This window comes from Ruegeria sp. N11, from assembly GCF_056531525.1.
In genome coordinates, this window is record NZ_JBQFLX010000003.1 from 21,971 (window position 1) to 44,326 (window position 22,356).

The 22,356-nt window shown below is 58.3% G+C and carries 20 protein-coding genes; 10 read left to right on the top strand and 10 right to left on the bottom strand.

Annotated elements, in window-relative coordinates; translation table 11 throughout:
• The first annotated feature begins 62 nt into the window (after positions 1–62).
• Positions 63–1,283: an N-acetylmuramoyl-L-alanine amidase gene (locus ACR0J8_RS03740; RefSeq protein ID WP_480522483.1), complete on the top strand. Its 1,221-nt coding sequence runs from the start codon at positions 63–65 to the stop codon at positions 1,281–1,283.
• Between the two features lie 95 nt (positions 1,284–1,378).
• Positions 1,379–3,868 (top strand): PBP1A family penicillin-binding protein, encoded by a 2,490-nt coding sequence (locus tag ACR0J8_RS03745; protein WP_170610366.1) that lies wholly within the window; start codon positions 1,379–1,381, stop codon positions 3,866–3,868.
• Between the two features lie 22 nt (positions 3,869–3,890).
• On the opposite strand, the gene ACR0J8_RS03750 is transcribed toward ACR0J8_RS03745, so the two are convergent.
• The gene (locus ACR0J8_RS03750; protein WP_480522482.1) at positions 3,891–4,253 is read right to left on the bottom strand and encodes an aminoglycoside phosphotransferase family protein; all 363 of its coding nucleotides are present in this window, start codon (positions 4,251–4,253) and stop codon (positions 3,891–3,893) included.
• A gap of 127 nt (positions 4,254–4,380) precedes the next feature.
• Here ACR0J8_RS03750 and prfB point away from each other — a divergent pair, with 127 nt between their 5' ends.
• The 3 genes from prfB to ACR0J8_RS03765 all read left to right on the top strand — a co-directional run bounded on the left by prfB (position 4,381) and on the right by ACR0J8_RS03765 (position 7,899).
• On the top strand, positions 4,381–5,508 hold the full coding sequence (gene prfB / locus ACR0J8_RS03755; RefSeq protein ID WP_170610394.1) for a peptide chain release factor 2: 1,128 nt from the start codon (positions 4,381–4,383) through the stop codon (positions 5,506–5,508).
• Positions 5,509–5,694: 186 nt separating this feature from the next.
• On the top strand, positions 5,695–7,092 hold the full coding sequence (locus tag ACR0J8_RS03760; RefSeq protein ID WP_480888897.1) for an amidase: 1,398 nt from the start codon (positions 5,695–5,697) through the stop codon (positions 7,090–7,092).
• Between the two features lie 24 nt (positions 7,093–7,116).
• Positions 7,117–7,899, top strand: coding sequence for a DUF2189 domain-containing protein (locus tag ACR0J8_RS03765; protein ID WP_480522480.1), 783 nt, complete (start codon positions 7,117–7,119; stop codon positions 7,897–7,899).
• Positions 7,900–7,927: 28 nt separating this feature from the next.
• On the opposite strand, the gene ACR0J8_RS03770 is transcribed toward ACR0J8_RS03765, so the two are convergent.
• From ACR0J8_RS03770 to ACR0J8_RS03780, 3 genes are all read right to left on the bottom strand, one after another.
• The gene (locus tag ACR0J8_RS03770; RefSeq protein ID WP_480888898.1) at positions 7,928–8,656 is read right to left on the bottom strand and encodes a helix-turn-helix domain-containing protein; all 729 of its coding nucleotides are present in this window, start codon (positions 8,654–8,656) and stop codon (positions 7,928–7,930) included.
• A gap of 316 nt (positions 8,657–8,972) precedes the next feature.
• Positions 8,973–9,533: an acetolactate synthase small subunit gene (ilvN, locus tag ACR0J8_RS03775; protein ID WP_170610415.1), complete on the bottom strand. Its 561-nt coding sequence runs from the start codon at positions 9,531–9,533 to the stop codon at positions 8,973–8,975.
• 67 nt (positions 9,534–9,600) lie between these two features.
• The gene (locus ACR0J8_RS03780; protein WP_480522478.1) at positions 9,601–11,352 is read right to left on the bottom strand and encodes an acetolactate synthase 3 large subunit; all 1,752 of its coding nucleotides are present in this window, start codon (positions 11,350–11,352) and stop codon (positions 9,601–9,603) included.
• Positions 11,353–11,774: 422 nt separating this feature from the next.
• On the opposite strand from ACR0J8_RS03780, the gene ACR0J8_RS03785 reads away from it, so the two are divergent.
• Both ACR0J8_RS03785 and ACR0J8_RS03790 read left to right on the top strand, forming a co-directional pair.
• Positions 11,775–12,620 carry a HalD/BesD family halogenase gene (locus ACR0J8_RS03785; protein ID WP_480888899.1) on the top strand — a complete coding sequence of 282 codons (846 nt, stop codon included), beginning with the start codon at positions 11,775–11,777 and terminating at the stop codon, positions 12,618–12,620.
• Positions 12,621–12,670: 50 nt separating this feature from the next.
• Positions 12,671–13,060, top strand: a complete 390-nt coding sequence (locus tag ACR0J8_RS03790) for a bleomycin resistance protein (protein WP_170815606.1) — start codon at positions 12,671–12,673, stop codon at positions 13,058–13,060.
• A 71-nt stretch (positions 13,061–13,131) separates the two neighbouring features.
• Here ACR0J8_RS03790 and ACR0J8_RS03795 read toward each other — a convergent pair whose 3' ends face one another.
• Positions 13,132–13,779, bottom strand: a complete 648-nt coding sequence (locus ACR0J8_RS03795; RefSeq protein WP_170610423.1) for a response regulator transcription factor — start codon at positions 13,777–13,779, stop codon at positions 13,132–13,134.
• Positions 13,776–15,209, bottom strand: a complete 1,434-nt coding sequence (locus ACR0J8_RS03800; RefSeq protein ID WP_480522475.1) for a cache domain-containing protein — start codon at positions 15,207–15,209, stop codon at positions 13,776–13,778. The genes ACR0J8_RS03795 and ACR0J8_RS03800 overlap by 4 nt, the downstream gene beginning before the upstream one ends.
• A 249-nt stretch (positions 15,210–15,458) precedes the next feature.
• Here ACR0J8_RS03800 and ACR0J8_RS03805 point away from each other — a divergent pair, with 249 nt between their 5' ends.
• The 3 genes from ACR0J8_RS03805 (at position 15,459) to ACR0J8_RS03815 (ending at position 19,960) form a co-directional block, all read left to right on the top strand.
• A complete protein-coding gene (locus tag ACR0J8_RS03805; RefSeq protein ID WP_170610429.1) occupies positions 15,459–16,541 on the top strand; it encodes a TRAP transporter substrate-binding protein in 1,083 nt (360 codons plus the stop codon).
• A gap of 120 nt (positions 16,542–16,661) precedes the next feature.
• Positions 16,662–17,588 (top strand): TRAP transporter small permease subunit, encoded by a 927-nt coding sequence (locus tag ACR0J8_RS03810; RefSeq protein ID WP_170610432.1) that lies wholly within the window; start codon positions 16,662–16,664, stop codon positions 17,586–17,588.
• Between the two features lie 17 nt (positions 17,589–17,605).
• Positions 17,606–19,960 carry a TRAP transporter large permease subunit gene (locus tag ACR0J8_RS03815; RefSeq protein WP_480522474.1) on the top strand — a complete coding sequence of 785 codons (2,355 nt, stop codon included), beginning with the start codon at positions 17,606–17,608 and terminating at the stop codon, positions 19,958–19,960.
• A 131-nt stretch (positions 19,961–20,091) separates the two neighbouring features.
• On the opposite strand, the gene ACR0J8_RS03820 is transcribed toward ACR0J8_RS03815, so the two are convergent.
• The 4 genes from ACR0J8_RS03820 to ACR0J8_RS03835 form a co-directional block, all read right to left on the bottom strand.
• Positions 20,092–20,481 carry a VOC family protein gene (locus ACR0J8_RS03820; RefSeq protein WP_480522473.1) on the bottom strand — a complete coding sequence of 130 codons (390 nt, stop codon included), beginning with the start codon at positions 20,479–20,481 and terminating at the stop codon, positions 20,092–20,094.
• Positions 20,482–20,490: 9 nt separating this feature from the next.
• Positions 20,491–21,315, bottom strand: a complete 825-nt coding sequence (locus tag ACR0J8_RS03825; RefSeq protein ID WP_480522472.1) for an arginyltransferase — start codon at positions 21,313–21,315, stop codon at positions 20,491–20,493.
• Between the two features lie 77 nt (positions 21,316–21,392).
• Positions 21,393–21,824 carry an RDD family protein gene (locus ACR0J8_RS03830; RefSeq protein WP_480522471.1) on the bottom strand — a complete coding sequence of 144 codons (432 nt, stop codon included), beginning with the start codon at positions 21,822–21,824 and terminating at the stop codon, positions 21,393–21,395.
• A 66-nt stretch (positions 21,825–21,890) separates the two neighbouring features.
• The gene (locus ACR0J8_RS03835; protein WP_480522470.1) at positions 21,891–22,313 is read right to left on the bottom strand and encodes a DUF2852 domain-containing protein; all 423 of its coding nucleotides are present in this window, start codon (positions 22,311–22,313) and stop codon (positions 21,891–21,893) included.
• Positions 22,314–22,356: the final 43 nt, after the last annotated feature.

Consider the following 22,356-nt stretch of genomic DNA (forward strand, 5'->3'; position numbering starts at 1 on the left):
TTCACAAACCGGCGCTGGTACAGTAGGGTCTGCTCAACACGATCTCGGGAAAACTTGAGGCCATGAGCAGACTTTTCTATGCCTTCGCGCTGATCTGGGCGCTGACGGGCGCTGTCGCAGCGCAGGATTTCAGCGCCCTTGCGCGCGTGCAGCCGGACCAAAGCCGTATCACGGATGTCGGCCGAACCGGCGTGAAGGTGGATATCGGGCTGAGCCAGGGCGTACCTTACCGCGTTTTCACTTTGCGGGATCCGTATCGCATGGTTCTTGACTTCCGCGAGGTCGACTGGACCGGTCTGATCAGCAGTGAATTCCTGCAATCCGAACGGATCAGTGGGGTGCAGTTCGGCACTTACGTCCCCGGCTGGTCCCGTCTGGTTCTGGAACTTGGTGCGCCGATGGGTGTCGATACGGCGCAGTTGAAGCTGGATCAGATAACAGGCACTGCGGTGTTGTCCCTTATGCTCAAGGGGGTCGAGTTCGACGTATTCAATGCCAGCGCCGGTGCTCCTCAGGTTCCCGGTTGGGATTTGCCGGAAGCGACCGCCCCACTTCCGGCGGCGCCGCGTGATCCCGACGGACCCATTCGCGTCATGCTGGACCCTGGACATGGCGGCATCGACCCGGGGGCCGAGGTTGGCGGGACCGATGAAAAAACCCTGATGCTGACCTTTGCGCGCGAACTGAAAGAACTATTGCTGCGTTCAGGTGGGTATGAAGTGGTTCTGACCCGCGTCGAGGACCAGTTTGTTTCGCTGGAGCGGCGAATTGCGCTGGCGCATCGGGCCGGTGCCGATGTGTTCATCTCGCTGCACGCGGATTCCCTGTCGGACGGGCAGGCGCATGGTGCGGCCGTGTATACCCTGTCAACTGACGCATCAGATGTTGCCAGCCAGAAACTTGCGGAACGTCACGACCGGGGCGACCTGCTCTCGGGGGTGGATCTGAACGGGGCCGACGATCAGGTTGCGGATGTTTTGCTGGACATGGCCCGTCAGGAAACCAGACCGCGCACCAACGCATTGGCGCGGGCTTTGGCCAATGGCATGGCGCAGCAAGGTGGTCCGATGAACCGGCGGCCCGTCCGTACGGCGTCGTTTTCGGTTCTCAAGGCGGCGGACATTCCCTCGGTACTGGTCGAACTGGGTTTTCTTTCCAGCCCCAGAGACCTGAAAAACCTGCAAAATTCCGAATGGCGCGCGCAAATGGCGCGTGGGATTTACAACGGTCTGGAAAACTGGCGACAGCAGGATGTGATCAGACGCTCATTGATTGGCCAGTGACCCCGCGTCGCAAACAGGCTAGAATACGCCATGGTGTTTTGACCTGGCGTGGGGCCGACACTATATAGGCCGCACCGCGAGTAAAAGGCAGTACAGTGATCCGGTTCATTCTTTCGTTTTTCGGGGCGATCTTCAGCCTCGTGACCCTGGGTATCTTCATGGCGGCACTGGTCATCGGTGCGGTCTTCTGGATGTATGGGCGCGACCTGCCCAGTCATGAATCACTGGCGCAGTACAAGCCGCCCACGATCAGCAGGATTTATTCCGGTAAAGGGCAACTGATCGACGAATTCGCCCAGGAGCGCCGCCTGTTCACGCCGTCCGAGGAAATCCCGGATCTGGTGAAGCAGGCCTTTATTTCGGCGGAAGACAAGAATTTCTACACCCATCAGGGCTATGACCCGCGCGGGATAATTGCTGCGGGTGTCGAAGCGGTGAAATCCAAAGGTGAAAACGTGCGCGGCGCGTCGACCATCACGCAGCAGGTCATGAAGAACTTTCTGTTGTCCGGCGACCGGCAGGCCGAACGCAAGATCAAGGAAATCATCCTTGCGACCCGGCTGGAAGACACTCTGGACAAGGAACAGATCCTCGAACTTTACATGAACGAGATCTTTTTGGGCCAGAACTCTTACGGTGTGACGGCGGCTGCACAGACGTATTTCAACAAGACGCTGCAGGAGCTGGCCCCGCATGAGGCCGCCATGCTGGCGGCCATGCCGAAGGCGCCGTCAAACTACCATCCGGTTTTGCAAAAGGAACGGTTGCTGGCGCGTCGCGACTACGTGCTGCGGGAAATGAACCAGAACGGCTACATTGATCGGGCCACCTATGAGGCCGAGGTCAACATGCCTTTGCGCTCGGTACAGAACGGTGACTTTGAAAGCTTCCGCACCGCATTGCCGCCCCGTGACTATTTCACCGACGAAATCCGCCGCCAGCTGAGCGAGGATTTCGGTGAGGGTGAGTTCTTTACCGGCGGCTTCACGGTGCGTGCATCGGTGGACGAGGAAATGCAGGTCGAAGCTGCCAAGGCCCTGCGCACGGCCCTGCAGAAATACGACCGCTCGCGCGGGAAATGGCGCGGTACGGGTGAGGTGATCCCGGAAGAAAAACTGGCGGAGGAAGCCCAGTGGCGCGAGGCGCTGGCCATCATGGAAATTCCGCGCGATGTCGAATTGCCGACCCAATGGTATCCGGCTGTTGTGATGAACGTGGCCGATCAGTCGCTGACCGTGGGTATCGAAAACGGTCCGGCAGACGGAACCATTCCACGCGAAGACATCAAATGGATGCAGGGCAGCTTCAAGGACAATTTCAAGCGCGGCGATGTCATTCTGGTGATGGCCGGGGAAGAAGGGCAGTGGTCTGCCCGCCAAGTGCCTGAGGTGCAGGGCGGCTTCGTCGCGATGGATGTGAACTCGGGCCGTGTTCTGGCGATGCAGGGCGGGTTCTCGTATCAGGATTCGGTGTTTAACCGTGCCACGCAGGCTCAGCGTCAGCCGGGATCCAGCTTTAAGCCTTTCGTCTATGCCGCCGCGCTGGACAGTGGTTACAGTCCCGCCACGATCGTTGTGGACGCCCCGATCGAGGTGAACACGCCGCAAGGTCTCTGGCGGCCCAAGAACTCGTCGAACAAATTCTACGGGCCGACACCGCTGCGTACCGGGATCGAACAGTCGCGGAACCTCATGACCATCCGTCTGGCCCAGGAGGTGACGATGCCGGTGGTTGCGGGATATGCCGAACGGTTTGGTGTTTATGACCGAATGGGCGCGTTCCTTGCGAACTCGCTGGGATCGGAAGAAACGACGCTGTACAAGATGGTCGCCGCCTATGCGATGTTCGCCAACGGCGGCGAGCGGGTCGAACCCACTCTGGTCGACCGTATTCAGGACCGGTTCGGAAAGACGATCTACCGGCATGATGACCGCCAGTGTCTGGACTGCAACTCAACCTGGCTGGAACCGGATGAGTCGCCGCAGATCGTGACCGATCGCGAACAGGTTATGGATGCCATCACCGCCTATCAATTGACGTCTATGATGAAAGGCGTGGTTGATCGCGGCACTGCGTCACGTGTTGTCAACCTGCCGGTGCCGACTGCCGGCAAGACCGGCACCACCAACGAATCCAAGGACGCCTGGTTTATCGGCTTCACCTCGAACATCGTGGCCGGCTGCTATATTGGCTACGACCGGCCTCGTCCGATGGGCAGTGGCGCCTATGGCGGTACGATGTGCGGGCCGGTATTCCAAAGTTTCATGGAAAAGGCGGTCGAGAAATATGGCGGCGGTCCGTTCGAAGTTCCGCCAGGCGGGCACTTCATCAAGATTGACCGTTTCAGCGGGGCGCGCTTGCCGGAGGACGCGGTCGGGGAATATGTAGTTGCCGAGTATTTCCGCGACGGTGTCGATGGCTTCATAGACCGGATTTTCGATGGCGGCTTTGCCATGGGATCCGATTTGCCACTGTTCGAAGAAGTAAGCGGATCGGGTCGGCAGGTGACAACTTCCACCGGAAGCACAGTTACGGTCGGACCCAACGCAAGCCAGGGTGATCTGCAGGGGGGCGGACTGTACTAGTCCGCAACTTGTACGAATAGGTTCAAAAGATCGGTTCGCTGTCATCAGTAATCTGTTCACAAGACCGCCAGCAGATCGATAGCGCACATTTGGCAGCAGCCCATTTGGCAAACCGTTTGGCCGGCACGTCCAGTGCGTCCGAATAGAGCGACAGGCAGCGGGTAATATGCGAAGGCTCGCGTACAAGTTCCGGCATGCCTTTCGGATGTCGCATAGCGTTTGCCAGTTCGAAAGTAGCATCCCCCAGATATCCCTTGGCATCTATAACCCGAGGACCGGGATCCGATAGTAGCACGTTGTCGGTATGCAGATCGCCGTGAAGCGGGTCGTGCGTGTGCTGACTGCTTAACAGATCTTGGGCCAGCCCCGTGTCCGCAAGCAACACGATGCGTGTCAGGTCCCAACTGTCAAAAACTCGCCCGACGCATCCTTCATTCGCATCTCACTTGTCTTGTGGTGGCTCTCGCCTCTTGCTATCACGCAGGCCTGATTGAGCAAGTTGGGACAAAACCATGCGCGCCGAAACCCAGAATATTGTGGCGGAAATAGAAAAGTCGCTGGAGCTGCTGGCGAAGCGCATGGATTACGAAACGGCGCCGCACCGGCTTGAGGAATTCAACGCACGCGTCGAAGACCCGAACCTGTGGGACAACCCGGAGAACGCTCAGAAGCTGATGCGCGAACGCCAGATGCTGGTCGATGCCATCGAAACCTACGAGTCGATCAAGACCGACCTGAGTGACAATGTCGAACTGATCGAACTGGGCGAGATGGAAGAGGACGAAGAAGTCGTTGCCGACGCCGAGGACGCTATCAGGAAACTGAAGGCCAAGGCCGCCAAGAAAGAGCTTGAGGCCCTGCTGGATGGCGAGGCAGACGGCAATGACACGTTCCTTGAGATCAACTCGGGCGCGGGGGGCACCGAAAGTTGTGACTGGGCCTCGATGCTGGCGCGGATGTATGTGCGCTGGGCCGAGAAAAAGGGCTATACGGTCGAATTGCAGTCCGAGACCGCGGGTGAAGAGGCGGGGATCAAGTCTGCCGCCTACAAGATTTCAGGCCACAACGCCTATGGTTGGCTGAAGTCGGAAAGCGGGGTGCACCGGCTTGTGCGCATCTCGCCCTATGACTCGGCGGCCAAGCGGCACACGTCGTTCAGCTCGGTCTGGGTCTATCCGGTGGTTGACGACAATATCGAGATCGAGGTGAACCCGTCGGACATCCGCATCGATACTTACCGCTCTTCGGGTGCCGGTGGTCAGCACGTGAACACCACGGACTCGGCGGTTCGGATCACGCACATCCCCACGGGCATCGTTGTGACCTCGTCCGAGAAGTCGCAGCACCAGAACCGTGACATCGCCATGAAGGCGCTGAAATCGCGCCTGTACCAGCAGGAACTGGACCGTCGCAACGCCGATATCAACGCGGCGCACGAAGCCAAGGGCGATGCCGGGTGGGGCAATCAGATCCGGTCTTACGTGTTGCAGCCTTATCAGATGGTCAAGGACCTGCGGACCAATCACGAAACCTCGGACACCAAAGGGGTTCTGGACGGTGATCTGGATGGGTTTATGGCAGCCACGCTGGCCCAGAACGTTGCCGGCAAAAGCCGGTCCGAAGCGCAGGGCGACGGCTGATCACAAGGGGGCTCTGCCCCCGTCTCGGCGGGACGCGACTCCCCCGGGATATTTTTGGCCAGATGAAGCGGATCCGCCGGGGTGCCTGGGGGTCCCGAAAAGATACATGTAAACAGTGGGTTTAATTGGCAGGTTGCCCCGGCTAGGCTGGTGGCGACCACGTTGTATCTGAGCTGATGAACTCCCATGGATCTGAGCCAATCTTCCGCCGTTGCATTGCTGTCTGCGCTGTCCTCGGGGCAATTGACGGCTGCTGAGCTAATGCGCGAAACCTTGCATCGGATTGCCAGCGTTAATGGAGAGGTCAATGCCATCGTCGCCCTACGCGATGAGGATGAGTTGATGTCCGAGGCTGAGGCGCTGGATGCCGGTCCCCGGGGCGGCCCACTGCATGGACTGCCCATGGCGGTCAAAGATCTGGTCAATGTGGCCGGGATTGTGTCGTCTCATGGATCGCCGATTTACCGAAACAACGTGCCCGAGCGGGACGATCTGATCGCAGAAAGATTGCGGACTGCCGGTGCCATTCTGATCGGCAAAACAAATACACCCGAGTTTGGGCTGGGATCGCATACGTTCAATCCGGTGTATGGCGCCACGCGCAACCCGTACGACCCCGCCCGAACCTGCGGCGGTTCGTCCGGTGGCGCGGCGGTGGCGCTGGCAACGGGCATGGTGGCCTTGGCGGATGGCTCGGACATGATGGGCAGCCTTCGCAACCCGGCGGCCTGGAACAATGTATACGGGTTCCGGCCAAGCTGGGGCCGGGTTCCGAGTGAACCGATCGGAGACGGTTTTCTGCATCAGCTTTCGACATTGGGCCCCATGGCCCGCAGCCCGCAAGATATGGGTATTTTGCTGGACGTCATGGCAGGTCCGGATGCACGTCAGCCATTGTATGTTGATGGCGCTGTGTCATCTGTGCAGCCGGCTGATCTCACGGGTTTGCGTGTTGGCTGGCTGGGTGACTGGGGCGGTGCCTTTCCGTTCGAAACCGGGATCGTCGATCTGTGCCGGTCTGCGCTGACCGTGTTTTCGGATTTGGGGGCCGACGTCGAAGAAACAAAACCGCCTTTTGACGCAAGCCAGATCTGGGACAGCTGGATTACACTACGATCCTGGAGCGTTGCGGCTGGGCTTTTGGAACTTTCGGAGCATCGGGACGTGCTGAAGGATACCGCACAATGGGAGCTGGATCGGGGACTGGCGCTGAGTGCGATGGACGTGCATCACGCCAGCGTTCTGCGATCCGAGTGGTATCGATGTGCCGCCCGTTTGTTTGAGACGTATGATGCGCTGGTGCTGCCAACGGCCCAGGTTTGGCCTTTCGCCGTCGAAACTGCGTATCCGACCGAAATAGACGGGCAGGCGATGGACACCTATCACCGCTGGATGCAGGTCGTCACACCGGTCAGCCTGATCGGGTTGCCCTGCCTGTCGGTTCCTGTGGGTTTTGGAGAGAACGGTCTGCCAATGGGAATGCAGATTTTCGGGCCGCGCGGCGCGGATGCAAAGCTCTTGTCCATCGGGGCAAGCTATCACGATGCAACCGGCTGGCCCCAAAAACGACCGGCCCTGCAATAGGGTCGCTGGGGAGGAGAGACAGACATGGAAAAACCCTTTGGTGTTCCGGTAATGCAGCAGGCCGATACGGCGATGCTGCGGCAGGCTATTCATCAGGCATGGGCCGATTATCGTCGGGCGCCGGTGTTCGGGATTCTGTTCGCGGGATTCTACGTGTTGGCCGGGTGGGCAATGGCATGGGTCACCCTGAAAACTGGAACCACCTACTGGCTTGTTCTGGCCGCGATCGGTTTCCCGCTGCTTGGGCCATTTGCGGCGGTTGGACTGTACGAAGTATCCCATCGGCTTGAGCAGGGAGAACCGCTGGATTTCGGGTCGATTTTTGGCGTGGTGCTGCAGCAGGGCCGCCGCCAGTTGCCCTCAATCTGTGCGATCATCGTGGTGATGTTTCTGTTCTGGTTCTTTCTGGGGCACATGATTTTCGCTTTGTTCATGGGGCTTTCCACCATGACGAATGTCTCTTCCTCGATTGAGGTGTTTTTGACTGCGAACGGATTGGCGATGCTGGCCATCGGCTCGATCGTTGGCGCAATATTCGCGACCGTGCTGTATATGATCACCGTGCTTTCGATTCCGATGCTGCTGGATCGCGAACTGGATTTCGTAACCGCCATGATCGCCAGCTTCGGCTATGTCCGTGACAATTTCCCGGTCATGATTGGATGGGGCATGTTTATTGCGGTTCTGACCTTTGTGGCGATGTTGCCTTGGTTTCTTGGGCTGTTTCTTGTGTTGCCGTTACTGGGGCACGCCAGTTGGCATCTGTACCGGCTGATCACGCAGGAACAGAATGCTGTTTCCGAGTAAGGCAGGGGGGGCTGTTCCGAGTACAGGATCAGAGCCAGGTGCGCGCGGCCCTTGCCGCGCCGAAGACAGCGGACCGATCCGATCCCAGATGCCGCAACATGATCCGCTGTGTCCCGCTGGGGTCCGTGGATGTGTCCGACAACCTGATTGCCACGCCCCGCAGTTGACCGGCCTGATCTCCGGAATGATGAGAGATCAGGAACATCCGGCTGTTTTGCGCGTCGCGCTGTGACATCAGGATATAGATCTGACGACCAGCGCAGGCGGCAATGCCCTGAACCTCACGTTCTTTGGGCGGCGCCTCGGGCATGGTGGGACGAGGCTCGTAGCTGCGCACAAGCGTACATTGCGGCAGTCTGCGGGCGTAGAACAACCGATGCCGCAGAGCAGTGTTGCTGTCCAGCGCTGTTTCCGTCGCATAGTAGAATCCGGCAGGAAACAGGGTCTCGGGCAAGGCATTCGGGCCAGACCCCAGGAACTCGGTCAGGGCCGAGGCAGCGGGGTGGCGGAAAGGCTGGGCGATCTCGTCCAGTGGTTTCAGCAGGATACGGGCGTCGACTTTGAAAAAGCGGCAAATGCGGTCCAGTACGTCGGGCCTGGGAAAGCTCTCGCCGCCAAGATATCTGTTGTACTGCGTCCGGTTGATACCAAGCTGGCGGCAAAGCTCTGAGACAGATGGGTACTGGTGAGACAGCAATCTCAGATTTGCGCCGAACATTCTGCGCAATTCAGTAGGGCTGCGGAAGTCATTCGTCATTCTCGTCCCGGAACTCACGTACTCTTTTTGGAACCAAGGACACGTGCGGCTCATAGGGCGCGCTGCGTCTGAAATCGTGACTAAACACCTGACGGACGTGTGGTCACGTCTCGTTGCGTGTAGAGGCTAACGCGCAAAGGAATAAACGCAATAGGCTAAATCGCCAATTGAGTGGTCTTATTCTTGATTTCCGAGGCGTATGGCAGTTGAACCGCGCCCATACTTGAGCACGCGTCGCAGTCAATTGGGGTGCTAACCAGGGCCGGCTGGCCCGCCCCGGTCGCAATGATCTTGTGTCCGGAGCGGAGTTTTCAGCTCAGTCGCCGCGCAGCAGGGCGGCAACGCCAGTACGGGCGATCTCCAAAAGGCCCAGAGGACGCATCAGATCGGCGAAGGCGTCGATCTTGTCCGGGGCGCCGGTGATCTCGAAGATGAAGGAATTCAGCGTGCTGTCGACCACGTTGGCACGGAAGATGTCCGCCAGACGCAGCGCTTCGACCCGCTTGTCGCCTTCGCCCACAACCTTGATGATCGCCAGTTCACGCTCGACCGAGGGACCTTCGACGGTCAGATCATGCACGTCATGGACGGTAACGATCCGGCCAAGCTGCGCCTTGATCTGTTCGATCACTTGCGGTGTGCCTGTGGTTACGATGGTGATACGGCTGAGATGGCCGGTATGGTCCACCTCGGCCACGGTCAGGCTTTCGATGTTGTAACCGCGGCCCGAGAACAGCCCGATCACGCGGGCCAGAACACCCGGTTCGTTCTCGACCAGAACGGCGATCGTATGCTGTTCCTGCACGTCCGAGAAAGTCGGGCGTAGGTTGTAGGCCGAATGGCGGTTCGCGCCTTTTTTGATATGTAGGGCAGACATTTATGTCCCTTTCGTCATCACATAGTGCCGGGCACAAGAGGCACCCGACAAAATTTGTCGATTTTTGTCAGACCAGAACCGACCCTTTGGAGTCGATGACGCCCTGCGTTTCGGCCTCGCCCAGCAGCATCTCATTGTGCGCCTTGCCCGACGGGATCATGGGGAAGCAGTTCTCGTGCTTTTCAACCAGACAGTCAAAGATCACCGGGCCGTCATAGTTGATCATCTCCATGATCGCATCATCCAGATCGGCCGGGTCAGTGCACAGGATGCCCTTGGCTCCGAAAGCTTCGGCGAGTTTGACGAAATCGGGCAGCGCTTCGGACCACGAATGGGAATAGCGTTCGCCATGCAGCAATTCCTGCCACTGACGCACCATGCCAAGACGTTCGTTGTTCAGGATGAACTGTTTCACCGGCAGACGATACTGCGCTGCGGTGCCCATTTCCTGCATGTTCATCAACCACGAGGCCTCTCCGGCAACGTTGATGACCAGCGCGTCAGGATGTGCCATCTGTACGCCGATCGAGGCCGGGAAACCGTAGCCCATCGTACCCAGACCGCCAGACGTCATCCAGCGGTTCGGATCCTCGAACCCAAGATACTGCGCAGCCCACATCTGATGCTGGCCCACTTCGGTTGTGATGTAACGGTCGTGGTCCTTTGTCAGTTCTTCCAGCCGTTGCAGCGCGTATTGCGGCTTGATGGTCTTTTCGCTGTTGGTATAGGCAAGGCAGTTGACCTTGCGCCACTCATCGACCTGAGCCTGCCATTTCTTGACCGCGGCGGCGTTGGTTTTGCGCCCGCGGGCTTTCCAGACTTTCAGAATATCCTCGAGAACATGGGCGACGTCGCCAACAATCGGTATGTCCACACGGATCACCTTGTTGATCGACGAAGGATCAATGTCGATATGGGCTTTTTTCGACTTCGGCGAGAATGCATCGATCCGGCCGGTGATACGGTCGTCGAACCGCGCGCCGATATTGATCATCAGATCGCAATCGTGCATCGCCAGATTGGCTTCATAAAGACCATGCATGCCGAGCATACCCAGCCAGTTCTTACCCGACGCCGGATAAGCACCCAGCCCCATCAGGGTCGAGGTGATCGGAAAGCCCGTCGCGTCTACCAGTTCGCGCAGTAACTGACTGGCGGCAGGGCCCGAGTTAATCACGCCGCCGCCGGTATAGAACACGGGCTTTTTCGCGGATTCCATCGCCGCGACAAGTTCGGTGATCTCTTCCAGATCACCTTTCAGCACCGGCTGGTAATGCGAAGTCGATGGCTTGGGCGGGCTGTATTCGCCCGAGGCGAACTGCACGTCCTTCGGGATGTCGATCAGCACCGGACCGGGGCGGCCCGATTTGGCGACGTGAAAGGCCTCGTGCATGGTCGCGGCCAGAGAATCCGTATCTTTGACCAGCCAGTTGTGCTTGGTGCAGGGGCGGGTGATGCCAACGGTGTCGGCCTCCTGAAAGGCGTCCGAGCCGATCATGAATGTGGGAACCTGACCGGTCAGAACGACGATCGGGATCGAGTCCAGCAACGCATCCGTCAGACCCGTTACCGCGTTTGTGGCACCGGGGCCGGACGTCACCAGCGCTACGCCGGGCTTCCCGGTCGAGCGGGCATAGCCTTCGGCGGCATGAACCGCGCCCTGTTCGTGACGTACCAGGATGTGGCGAATGTCGTTTTGCAGAAAGATCTCATCATAGATCGGTAGCACGGCGCCGCCGGGGTATCCGAATACCGTGTCCACGCCCTGATCTTTGAGGGCCTGAACTACCATCTTTGCGCCGGTCATCTCACGTGTCATCTGCTTTGCTCCGTTCGCGACATGTGTCTTGCGTTTGACAAAAAAAAGCCCCCGAGATTTTCGGAGGCGCATGGGTTCGATTATGGTTTACCGTTACCGGCCCATGCGCGTGGTTCCTACGATTACGACTAGCGTTTTCATCGCCAGAGGCTCCTTCTTTGCGTGGGGGGACATTATGAGCGGGGGGAAGGGGCGTCAACAGGCAATTGTGCCAATTTTCTATCTCAGGGCGCGGTTTTTGCGACATTTTGTTGCGCAGATTGCCGCATGCCCGGAATTTCCGTGAAATTGGGCCGGTTGGGGTCAATCCTTGCCATGTCAGCAGTGGTCTAATTGCGTCAGCCTCATGTCTGAAATTGACATGAGAGGTGCAATTGTCTGGGTCACGCTGAACCCAGGTCAACAGTTTCAGGAGGCGAACCATGCTACAGGATTTGGTGGATCTGGGACGGTATCCGATCGACAGGCCGGACTCGCGCGCCTATGATCAGATGATCGCCGATCTGCGGCGGGATCTGGACAGGGACGGATGCGCGGTTTTGCCCGGGTTTGTGCATCAGGCGGGGCTGGACCTGCTGGTGCGCGAAGCCGATGCGGTCGCCCCCCAGGCACATCGCTCGTTCAACCGGACAAACGCCTATTTCACCAAGGACGATCCCCGGTTCGGGATCGGCCATCCGATACGACGCTTCTATGACCGATCAAACGCGTTAGTTCCGGCGGACAATTTCCCGGATTCCGGCCCCCTGCGCCGGATTTACGAATATGAAGGCTTCATGCCGTTCGTGCGGGATGCGCTTGACGAGTCCGAGGACCGGTTCTTCCGTTACGACGATCCCCTGGCGGACGTGATAATCAACGTGGTCGAGGAGGGGCAGGGCTTTCCGTGGCACTTTGATACCAACAATTTCACCGTTACGCTTGCCATCCAAAACGGCGAAACCGGCGGAACATTTGAATATGTGCCCAATTTGCGCACGGCAGAAGACGAGAATTTCAGCCAGGTGGCCTCGATACTGGATGGCAACCGGGCGCAGGTACGTGAACTGGAACTTCAGCCTGGGGATCTGCAGATATTCAAGGGGCGGTATGCGCTGCATCGGGTTGCTCCGGTCAAGGGACCGCGCAATCGCTACGTCGGGATATTCTCGTTTGTCGAGACGGCAGGGATGTGCGGCGGTGTCGAGCGGACTCGGCAACTTTACGGTCGCGTATTGCCGCATCATTATGAACGCGAAGGGAATCGGCGAGATCAGTTGCTGGATTGACCCCATATCGGGATTTGGGAACCCGTGATCTATCGGCCGAAAGGAGCCTCATGCCGCGAATTTTGCAACTGACACCATTCGTTTTGTGTTCTTCCTTAGATGCCCAGATCCGCTTCTACACCGAACGACTTGGGTTTACCTGCAATTTCAGGCAGGACAATTATGCATTCCTGAGGCACGGAGCCGTCGCGATCCGCCTTTTGCAATGCCCGCAACGCGATGATGGCCGCCCTTTGGGCGATGATCAGTCCTTTTACATCGATGTCGAGGGCATCGACGATCTGTTCGAAAGCCTGCGTGCGGGATTGGCCGACCTGCCAGCGGGCCGCGTGCGCCCACCGTTTGACCAGCCCTATGAGCAGCGCGAATTCCACGTGATAGATGAAGACGGGACACTGGTTTTCTTTGGTGAGGACATCAGAGAGAGACCGCAGGGATAAACCCTCCCGCCCATCGTCAATACGCCTTTGGCGCATCTCCTCTGGTTGGGGCGGGCAGCGCTGCGCGCGTATCAAAAGCCGGGGCTTGTCCCCTGCAACATGCCATGTTCCAGCGCATAACGGGTCAGACCGGCAGTCGATGAGATGCCGAGTTTGCGCTTGATGTTCTTGCGGTGCGTTTCGACGGTGCGCACGGAAATATCCAGCGCATGCGCGACGTCCTTGTTCGATTTACCTTGCGCAAGTTCCAGCAGGATCGTCTGTTCCCGCCCGGTCAGCGCTTCGCGTGCGTTGTCGCCTTTTGGTTTCAGCGACCCGCTGGCCCCGGTGCACAGATATTGTTCGCCCTTCATCACCGCGTCGATGGCATGTTTTATCTCATCGGTCGGGACGTCTTTTAGGATGTATCCTTTCGCGCCATGACTCAGGGCGGTCGAAATGTACTCGGGGCTGTCATGCATGGACAGGATCAGGATACGAATGTCGGGCAGGCGTTCCAGAATGATTTCTGTGGCGCTGAGCCCGCCCATGCCCGGCATGTTGAGATCCATCAGAACAACGTCCGGGTTCAACCGCGCCGCCTGATCCACTGCGTCCTGCCCGCTGCCGAGGGTTCCGACGACTTCGATCCCGTCATAGCTTTCGAGGATGGACTGGATGCCTTCGGCGACCATGGGATGGTCATCAACGATAAGGACTCGGATTGTTTGCTCGGTCATGTCCCGGCCTTTCGGTTCGGTGTCGCGTCGTCCTGAGGGGACAAGAGGTGGCTGAGGGGCAGGTCGACGTCGATTACTGTTCCGCTTTGCGCGCCGCGTGATGACAGAATGCGCAGCGATCCGTCAAGCTGTTCGATACGCTCCTGCATATTACGCAATCCAATCCCGGCGCTGGACTGGTCCGGCCCGGTGCGCAGGCCGCAGCCATTGTCGGTGATGCGCATGGTCGCACCCTTCTTGTGCCCGCGCAGGTCGATTGTAACACGGGTCGCCCCAGAGTGACGTTCGACGTTGGTCAGTGCCTCCTGTGCGATCCGGTAGAGCGCGATCTTGCTGTCCTGGTCCAGCCGATTGCGGAAAACGACTGTGGTGAATTCGGTTTCAATCCCGGTGCGCTCGGCAAAATCGTCGGTCAGCGCCTTGAGGGCAGGGCCAAGGCCCAGATCGTCCAGTACTCCGGGACGCAGGTCCCGGCTGATGCGGCGGACTTCGGTGATGGCAGAGCCCAGGTTGTCGATCCCCTTGTCGAGCGGGTCCCGGGCACCGTCATCATCACCGCGAAGCAGACGTCGGCGCGCATTGTCCAGCGCGTATCGCACCCCGACCAGAATCTGGCTGATCCCGTCATGCAACTCGCGCGCCACGCGGCCCCGTTCTTCCTCTTGCGCGTCAAACACGCGTTGGGTCAGCTCTTTCAGCTTGGCGTCCGCCAGCCGCCGCTCGCGGAAATTTAGCAACATGCCCGATGCGAACACGATCAGTACCGCCGCCAGAACAATACCGCCGATATACATGAATGTTCGTCGCACCCTCGCTTCGACCTCGGCCCTTGCGTTTGCGACCGTGGCGACGATGTCATCGATAAAAACGCCGGTGCCGACAACCCAGCGCCAGTCCTGCAATCCGACCACATAGGCAATCATCTGCGCCTCTTCCCCGGTCGAGGGTTTTTGCCACATGAAACTGTGCCAGCCTGCGCCCTGGCGGGCCATGCGGATGAACTCATCCACGACAGGGGTGCCGTCACTGTCGGTCAGGCCGACCCAGTTGCGGTTGATGAACTCGGTCTGGCGCGGACTGACCAAGTTGTTGCCGTCATAGTCATAAACAAAGAAGAACCCGTCCTTGCCATAGATCATCGCCGCCAGGATTTGCGTCACAAGACTTTTGGCTGTGTCATCATCAGGCTCGGCGCGACCATAAATGTAGGCAAATCCGTTGCGGGCCTGCGTGACGTAGTTGCGCAGTTCTTCCTTTTTGGCCTCGATCAGGCGCCGCTCAAGCGCCTGTATCTCGCTTTCGGCAGTTGCGCGCGATTCATAAGCAACGACCAAAGCAATCGCGGCCACTGCCAAAACCAGAGGAATTGCCGCAACAAGCGACAGCTTTTGCGCATAGGTGAGTGAGACCAGATGTCGAAGCCCTGCCATGTTCGAATCGATACGCAAGCCCGGCCGGAAAAGCAAAAGGATTGCGGGGACGGAAAAACAGATTTGGCGGAAATTCAGCGGAACGGGCCTGAAAACACGGTATTTGCATCTGGCGAGATGAAAAAAACCTGATCGTCTACGTAGTACTTGGTATTCACATTCCCGCGACGACATTTAGGCTGACGCGCACCGAAAACGACTGACCCGGCTGTCGCCGGGTTTTTGAATATGTAGGGGAGGAACACTCATATGGATCGTCGTTCATTTCTGAAAACATCTGCTCTGGGCGGCTCGGCAGCTGCAGCCACCACGCTGGCGGCACCGGCTTACGCGCAGGGCAAGCGCACGCTGACCATGGTGACTTCGTGGGGTCGTGGTCTGGCTGGTGTTTTCGACAGCGCACAGCGTTGTGCCGACAGCATCACGGCAATGTCGGACGGCAACCTGACCGTTGACATCAAAGCTGCCGGCGAACTGGTTGGCGCGTTCGAGGTGTTTGACGCGGTATCGTCCGGTCAGGCCGACATGTACCACGCCGCTGACTACTATTTCGTTGGTCAGCACCCGGGCTATGCCTTCTTCACCGCTGTTCCGTTCGGCATGACCGCGCAGGAAATGGTGAACTGGTACTACCAGGATGGCGGCATGGAGCTGCATGACGAACTGGGTCAGATCTTTGGTCTGAAGTCGTTCCTGGCCGGTAACACCGGTGCACAGGCGGGCGGCTGGTTCTCGAAAGAGATCAACAGCCCCGAAGATTTCAACGGTCTGAAGTTCCGCATGCCGGGTCTGGGCGGTAAAGCACTGGGTAAACTGGGCGCTTCGGTTCAGAACATTCCGGGTTCGGAAGTGTATCAGGCGCTGTCCTCGGGCGCGATTGACGGAACCGAGTGGATCGGTCCGTGGGCCGACGAAAAGGCCGGTTTCCAGGAAATCACCAAGGTTTACTACACCGCCGGCTTCCATGAACCGAATGCGGGCCTGTCTCTGGCAACCAACCGCGACGTGTTCGAAAGCCTGACACCCGCCCAGCAGAAGATCATCGAGATCGCTGCAGGCGAATGTCACCAGTGGAACCTGTCGCAGTTCCTGGCCAACAACGGTGCCGCACTGCAGCGTCTGCAGTCGGGTGGCGTCAAGGTCATGGAATTCCCTGACAGCGTCTGGGATGCATTTGGCCAAGCCAGCCAGGAAGTGCTGGACGAGAACATGAGCGATGAGCTGTTCAAGAAGATCCACGACAGCGCCGTTGCTTCGTCGACCGCGTCTTCGGCATGGCTCAACCTGTCGTCGGGCGTCTACACCTCGCAGCGCGACCGCGTCCGCGGCTAACATCCGGCTCACACTCACATGGTTCCCCCGCACATGCGGGGGAACCTTTCCTGTTGCACATGCACGGTGATTTCAAACCGGCTATAATAACAAGTGCAACTGACGCGACCTGGGGACAACATGCAGGACGAAAACGGTATCTCGTTCTTCGGCGCCCTGTGGAATGGACTGGTGTGGTTCATTCAGAACATTGCCGAAGCCTTCTATAATTTCGGATACGCCATCACGCATCCGCAACTCTGGCTGAACTGGTCGGACAAAGAGGCGATCATGCGCTTTGTCTACTACGGCGGGTCGGTCGAGTTCTTCTTTGTGGTTTTTACCATCTTTCTGGTTCTGACGGCCGTAGGGCTGTATTTCAGGAACTTTATGTGGGGGATGGTGCGCGGTCTCGAAGGGTTCGCCAACACCACTGGCCGGTTCTTTGCCTGGGCCGGTCTGCTGATGGTCATCCAGCAGATCGTCATCGTTTTCATGCAGCGCGTGTTCGCGCGTCCCGACATGGCATTTGGTTTCGGTATTCCGATCCAGATGGACATCAGTTGGTATGCTGAAGAGCTTAAACTTTACAACGCCATGGTCGTATGCCTGTGCTGCACCTACACATTTGTGCAGGGCGGTCACGTGCGCGTCGACCTGATCTATGCCGGGATCAGCTACAGGGCCAAGCGTGTGGTCGATATGCTGGGGTCGGTCCTGTTCATGATGCCGATGGCGGTACTGACCTGGATGTACGGCTGGTACTTCATGTGGCGGCACCTGATCGTGCCGAAACCATCGGCCAGCGACACGCTGGACAGGCTGGTCATGAAATCCCGCGCGATGCGCTGGAATGTCGAAACCATCGGTTTCAGCCCCAATGGTTTCAATGGCTACTTTCTGTTCAAAATTCTGCTGATTGCCTTTGCTGCAATGGTGTTTCTGCACGCGATTGCATTCCTGTACCGGTCTTACCTGGAATTTGTGGAAGGGCCGGAAAGCGAAGGAAAATACCTCGACAAGGACAGCCTTGGTGAGGGTGAAGAAGCCTACGAAGGCGCACATTAAGGACGGAGACCAAGACAATGCTATTCGGACTTGATGGCGTCGAGATAGGCCTCATTATCGTATTCTTCTGCCTTTTCGGAGGCATTCTGAGCGGCTTTCCGGTGGCCTTCGCCATTGGTGGGGCCGGGGTGATCTCGTTCGGGATCATCGCGGCTTTGGACAGCGCCGGGTTGCTGATCCATCAGGCAATCGACACCGGGTCACAAGCCTATCGGGACGTCGTGAACTCGGGTGTCAAACCTGATGTGATCTCGGTGTTTCGATATCCGGACTTGCCCACGATGGCAGAACCGGTCTTTACCGCAGGGTGGGAAACAGCGCTGGACCGGAACGTATCCTTCATCGTGAACCGGATGAATGAGCGTGTTCTGGCGGGGCAGTCGATTGAAACCCTTCTGGCCGTTTTGATGTTCGTACTGATGGGCATCACCCTGGAACGCTCGAAAATCGCAAACGACCTGCTGACCACTATGGCCCGGGTCTTTGGCCCGCTGCCCGGTGGTCTGGCCGTTTCGATCGTGGTTGTGGGCGCGTTTCTGGCTGCCTCGACCGGTATCGTGGGCGCGACCGTAGTGACCATGGGCCTGCTGGCGTTGCCCACAATGCTGCGCAACAACTACTCGCCGGAACTGGCGACCGGTGTGATCGCTGCCTCGGGCACGCTGGGGCAGATCATTCCGCCCTCCATCGTGATCGTTCTGCTGGGAACGCTGGCGGGTGATCTGTATTCCACCGCACAGGAAACCCGCGCGGTCGAGGCCGGGTGTACCGACGCGCTGACCTATCTGGGCGAGCCTGCTGTGGTTTCGGTGGGTACGCTGTTTCAGGCGGCATTGCTGCCGGGTATCATGCTCGCGTTGCTCTACGCGCTTTATGCCTTTGGCTACGCTTTGCTCAACCCGGAAAAGGCGCCCGCGGTCGAGATGTCCGGTGGTGGCGGTGAACCAATCACACGCGCCGAGGGTCTGACATGGCTGTTGGGTGTTCCGGTGGCATTGATCGCCGGTGCCTTCCTGCTGAGCAGTGTTGGCGCGATCGGAAGCCAGAATATCACTGTCTCCGGGTTTTCGGATATCGGGCAGGGCGCTTCGCTGCGGACCAGCGTGTCGGCCGAATGTCAGGCGTCGATGATCGAGTTGCATGGCCAGCAAGCATGGGATCAGGCCGTCGCCGAGCAAGAGGCGATAGACGCTGCCGGTGGCGTGTCCGAGGCGCAGCGGCTGAGCGAAGAAGAGCTGGCCGCCGCGCAGGAAGCCAAGATCGCTGCCGCAGCGCCGATCGGAACCGGCGTTGCAATTGTCGTGGTACTGTTGGGCCTGACGCTGGTGCTGGGCCGCGGCATCGCGCCGTCCCGTCCCGTGCAGCCCTTGATCGTGGGTGGGATTGGCTTGTTGCTGATGCTGCTGGTCGATGTGCTGCTGGTTGCGCCAACGACCACATCAGGGGCCACGTTCGTGCTGTTGGCGTTGCCATTTGCGCTGGCCATCTATGGCTGCAAGGAGGCCGCCGCGCGCTGCGCGACCAATGATCTGATCCGCGTGGTGTTCCCGCCGCTGGTTCTGATCATCGCTGTTCTCGGCTCGATCCTTGGTGGTGTGACCAACCCGACACCGGCAGCCGCGCTGGGGGCTGGTGGTGCGATCATGCTGGCTGCATACCGCAAGCTGAAGGATCAGGAACGGTCGGGCAATATTATCATCTGGTCGACCTTTGCCGTGATCATCTGCTTGCTGCTTGGGGTGAATTTCGACCTTAGGATCAATCAGGGCGGTGTCACCGCTGAGACCTGGGTAGCCTTCTTCCTGGCCTACGGTACCTATCTTTTCGCCTTGTTCGGCTTGCTGTTCGGATGCTGGGTGTTGTTCTCCAGCGGCGTTCTGACTCCTGTGGTGCGGGAAACCGCAAAAGTGACCTCGATGGTGTTCACGATCCTGATCGGCTCGCAATTGCTGAACCTGGTGGTGATCTCGTTCGGGGGCGAGCACTATATCCAGCAATTCCTCAAGAGTTTCGACAACGAGTTCACGGTCTTCCTGATCGTGATGCTGGTGCTGTTCATCCTTGGGTTCGTGCTGGATTTCCTGGAAATCATCTACATCGTGATCCCGATCGTGGGACCTGTGATCTATGGCGGGTCGTTCGATCCGAAATGGGTGACGATCATGGTGGCGGTGAACCTGCAGACCTCGTTCCTGACACCGCCATTTGGGTTTGCGCTGTTCTACCTGAGGGGCGTCGCGCCCAAAGAGGTGACAACAGGTCATATCTATCGTGGGATCGTTCCGTTTGTCCTGATTCAGGTCGTGGGCATCGGAATCCTGTGGTTCTTCCCATCGATTGTAACCATTGTGCCGGATCTGATCCCGAATTGATCAAAGACTGACAAAATGAAAATGGGGCCTTCGGGCCCCCTTTGCTTTGAACTTGGTAGGAAGGGGCCAGCCCCTTCCTGGCCTTTGGCCAGTTCATCCCCGGGATATTTTCAGCCAGATGAAGATACGGATCAGGTGAACTGGATCAGGTCCCAGCGATTGCCGAACGGATCGCACCAGACGGCGACGGTGCCATAGGGTTCTTGGCGGGGGTCCTCTTCGAAATGGACACCGTTTTCACGCATTGCGGTGTGGTCGCGTTGGAAGTTGTCAGTTTCCAGAAAAAAGCCGACACGGCCGCCTGTTTGATTGCCGATGGCGGCCTTTTGGTCGGGACCGTCAGCCTGTGCGAGCAAAAGCGATGCGCCTCCGGAACCCGGTGGCGCAACACGAACCCATCGCTTGCCTTCGCCAAGCGCAATATCCTGCAACAGCGCAAAATTCAGTGTTTCGGTATAGAATGCAATCGCCTCGTCATAATCCGGAACCACCAGGGTGACGGCGTGCAGGTTTTGGCGCATGGATGCTGTTCAGCCTTTAGTCGGGTGGCGGTCAGGCAGCTGAATATTGGCGACTTGTTCCGCGATCGGAGCTGTAGACAATGGATGATGCTGCGCATCGGGCAGGCCATCAGGATCCCGGATAGGTTTCCATTCGTTTTGAATATACGCTTCCAGACCCGAGAACCGGGCCTTGTATCCCATTTTGGGACTGCCCGGAACCCAGTAGCCCAGGTACACGTAAGGCAGGCCGGCCTCGCGCGCGATATCGATATGATCGAGGATCATGTAGGTGCCAAGCGAATTGGACGGTTGGGCGGGGTCGTAAAAGGAATAGACCATGCTGAGCCCGTCATTGAGCACATCTGTCAGGCTGACAGCGATCAGATCGCCGGTTTTGGGGTCAGCATATTCAACCACGCGACTGCGGATCGGCGTTTCCTCGATCATCGCGGCGAACTCGAAAACATCCATGTCCGCCATGCCGCCATCGGCGTGGCGGGTATCGAGATAGCGGCGAAACAGCTCGTACTGTTCGTCCGTCGCCCAGGGGGAATTGGCGCGGCGCTCCAGACCCTCATTGCGTTTTGCGGCGCGTCTCTGGCTTTTGTTGGGTTGAAAGGCCGACACGTCGATCCGGGCGGACAGGCAGGCGGCGCAGTCCGTGCAGGATGGGCGGTAGAGTACATTCTGAGAGCGGCGAAAACCCTGTTGGGACAACGAGTTATTCAACTGATCCGCGCCATCACCCTGAAGGGCAGTGAACAATTTACGCTCCATCCTGCCCTCAAGATAAGGACAGGGCTGTGGTGCCGTCACATAGAATTGTGGCGCTATTGGCAGCGTGTGTCGCATGAAAGTCCCGTGTTTCCCGCAACGCGATGATAGCAACGCTTCCGCGAGCCGCCAAGTGATTCAAGGCGTCGGTTCTTTTATGCCCGCTGGTTGATCATGACGGTTCCAAGGAACGCGTCGGTCAGCCCCTGGCAGCGGGAACTGGTCAGCATCATGATGACAGAGATGATCTGGATCACGAAGAATGCCATGCTGACAAAATAGCCGGCGGTATGGGCCAGTGCTTTGCCGGTATCCATCCGGGCACCGAAGGCATCGCGCAATTCAATGTTCATGAAGCGCATTCCCAGCGTCGCGGATCCGTTCGAGATGGTGACAACCCGGTACACAAAGCTGATGACCGCGTAGATAAGGGGCAGGAAGAAAACGCCCATTCCAAATGTCAGGAAGACCGGGACGATGCAAAGAAGCGAGATGAAGGCGATGTCGAAAAGCCATGCGACAAAACGTTTGGTCGCCACGGACTGATAGAATTCAGGCTGGCGGTCGGGATCGGGCAGGTGGGTCATTAAAGGAATTCCGGGAGCTTATGTAGGTGTACCCTGTCCCGAATGACGGGACAGGGCAAGGCTGGATCAGGTGCGCTCGCCGTTTTCCGGCTCTTCATGGTTTTCGCGGGCGCGTTCATCCATGAACTGGTCGAATTCGGCCTTGTCCTTGGCTTCGCGCAGGCGATGCAGAAATGCTTCGAAATCTGCCTGTTCACGCTCCAGTCGGGCCAGCGTGTCGGCCTTGTAGGCGTCAAATGCGCTGTTGCCCGAAGGTTTCATGGCGCTCATGTGGCTGTGCCAGGTTTTGCGGCGGCTGCAGGATTTGCTGAACATACGTTTGCTCCAGATCATGTAGGCCAGAAGGGCCAGGCCAATCGGCCAGAAAATGATGAAACCAAGCACCATGACGGCGATCCAGGCGCCTTTGCCTTTGTCGTCAAGCCAGGCCTCGGAACGGTGCAGCCATCCCGGGTTTTGGGGAGTGGCGTGGTCGGACAATGCGGTCATTTCAGGTCTCCGGGGTTGATGTAAATCGTCTTCACATCACCAA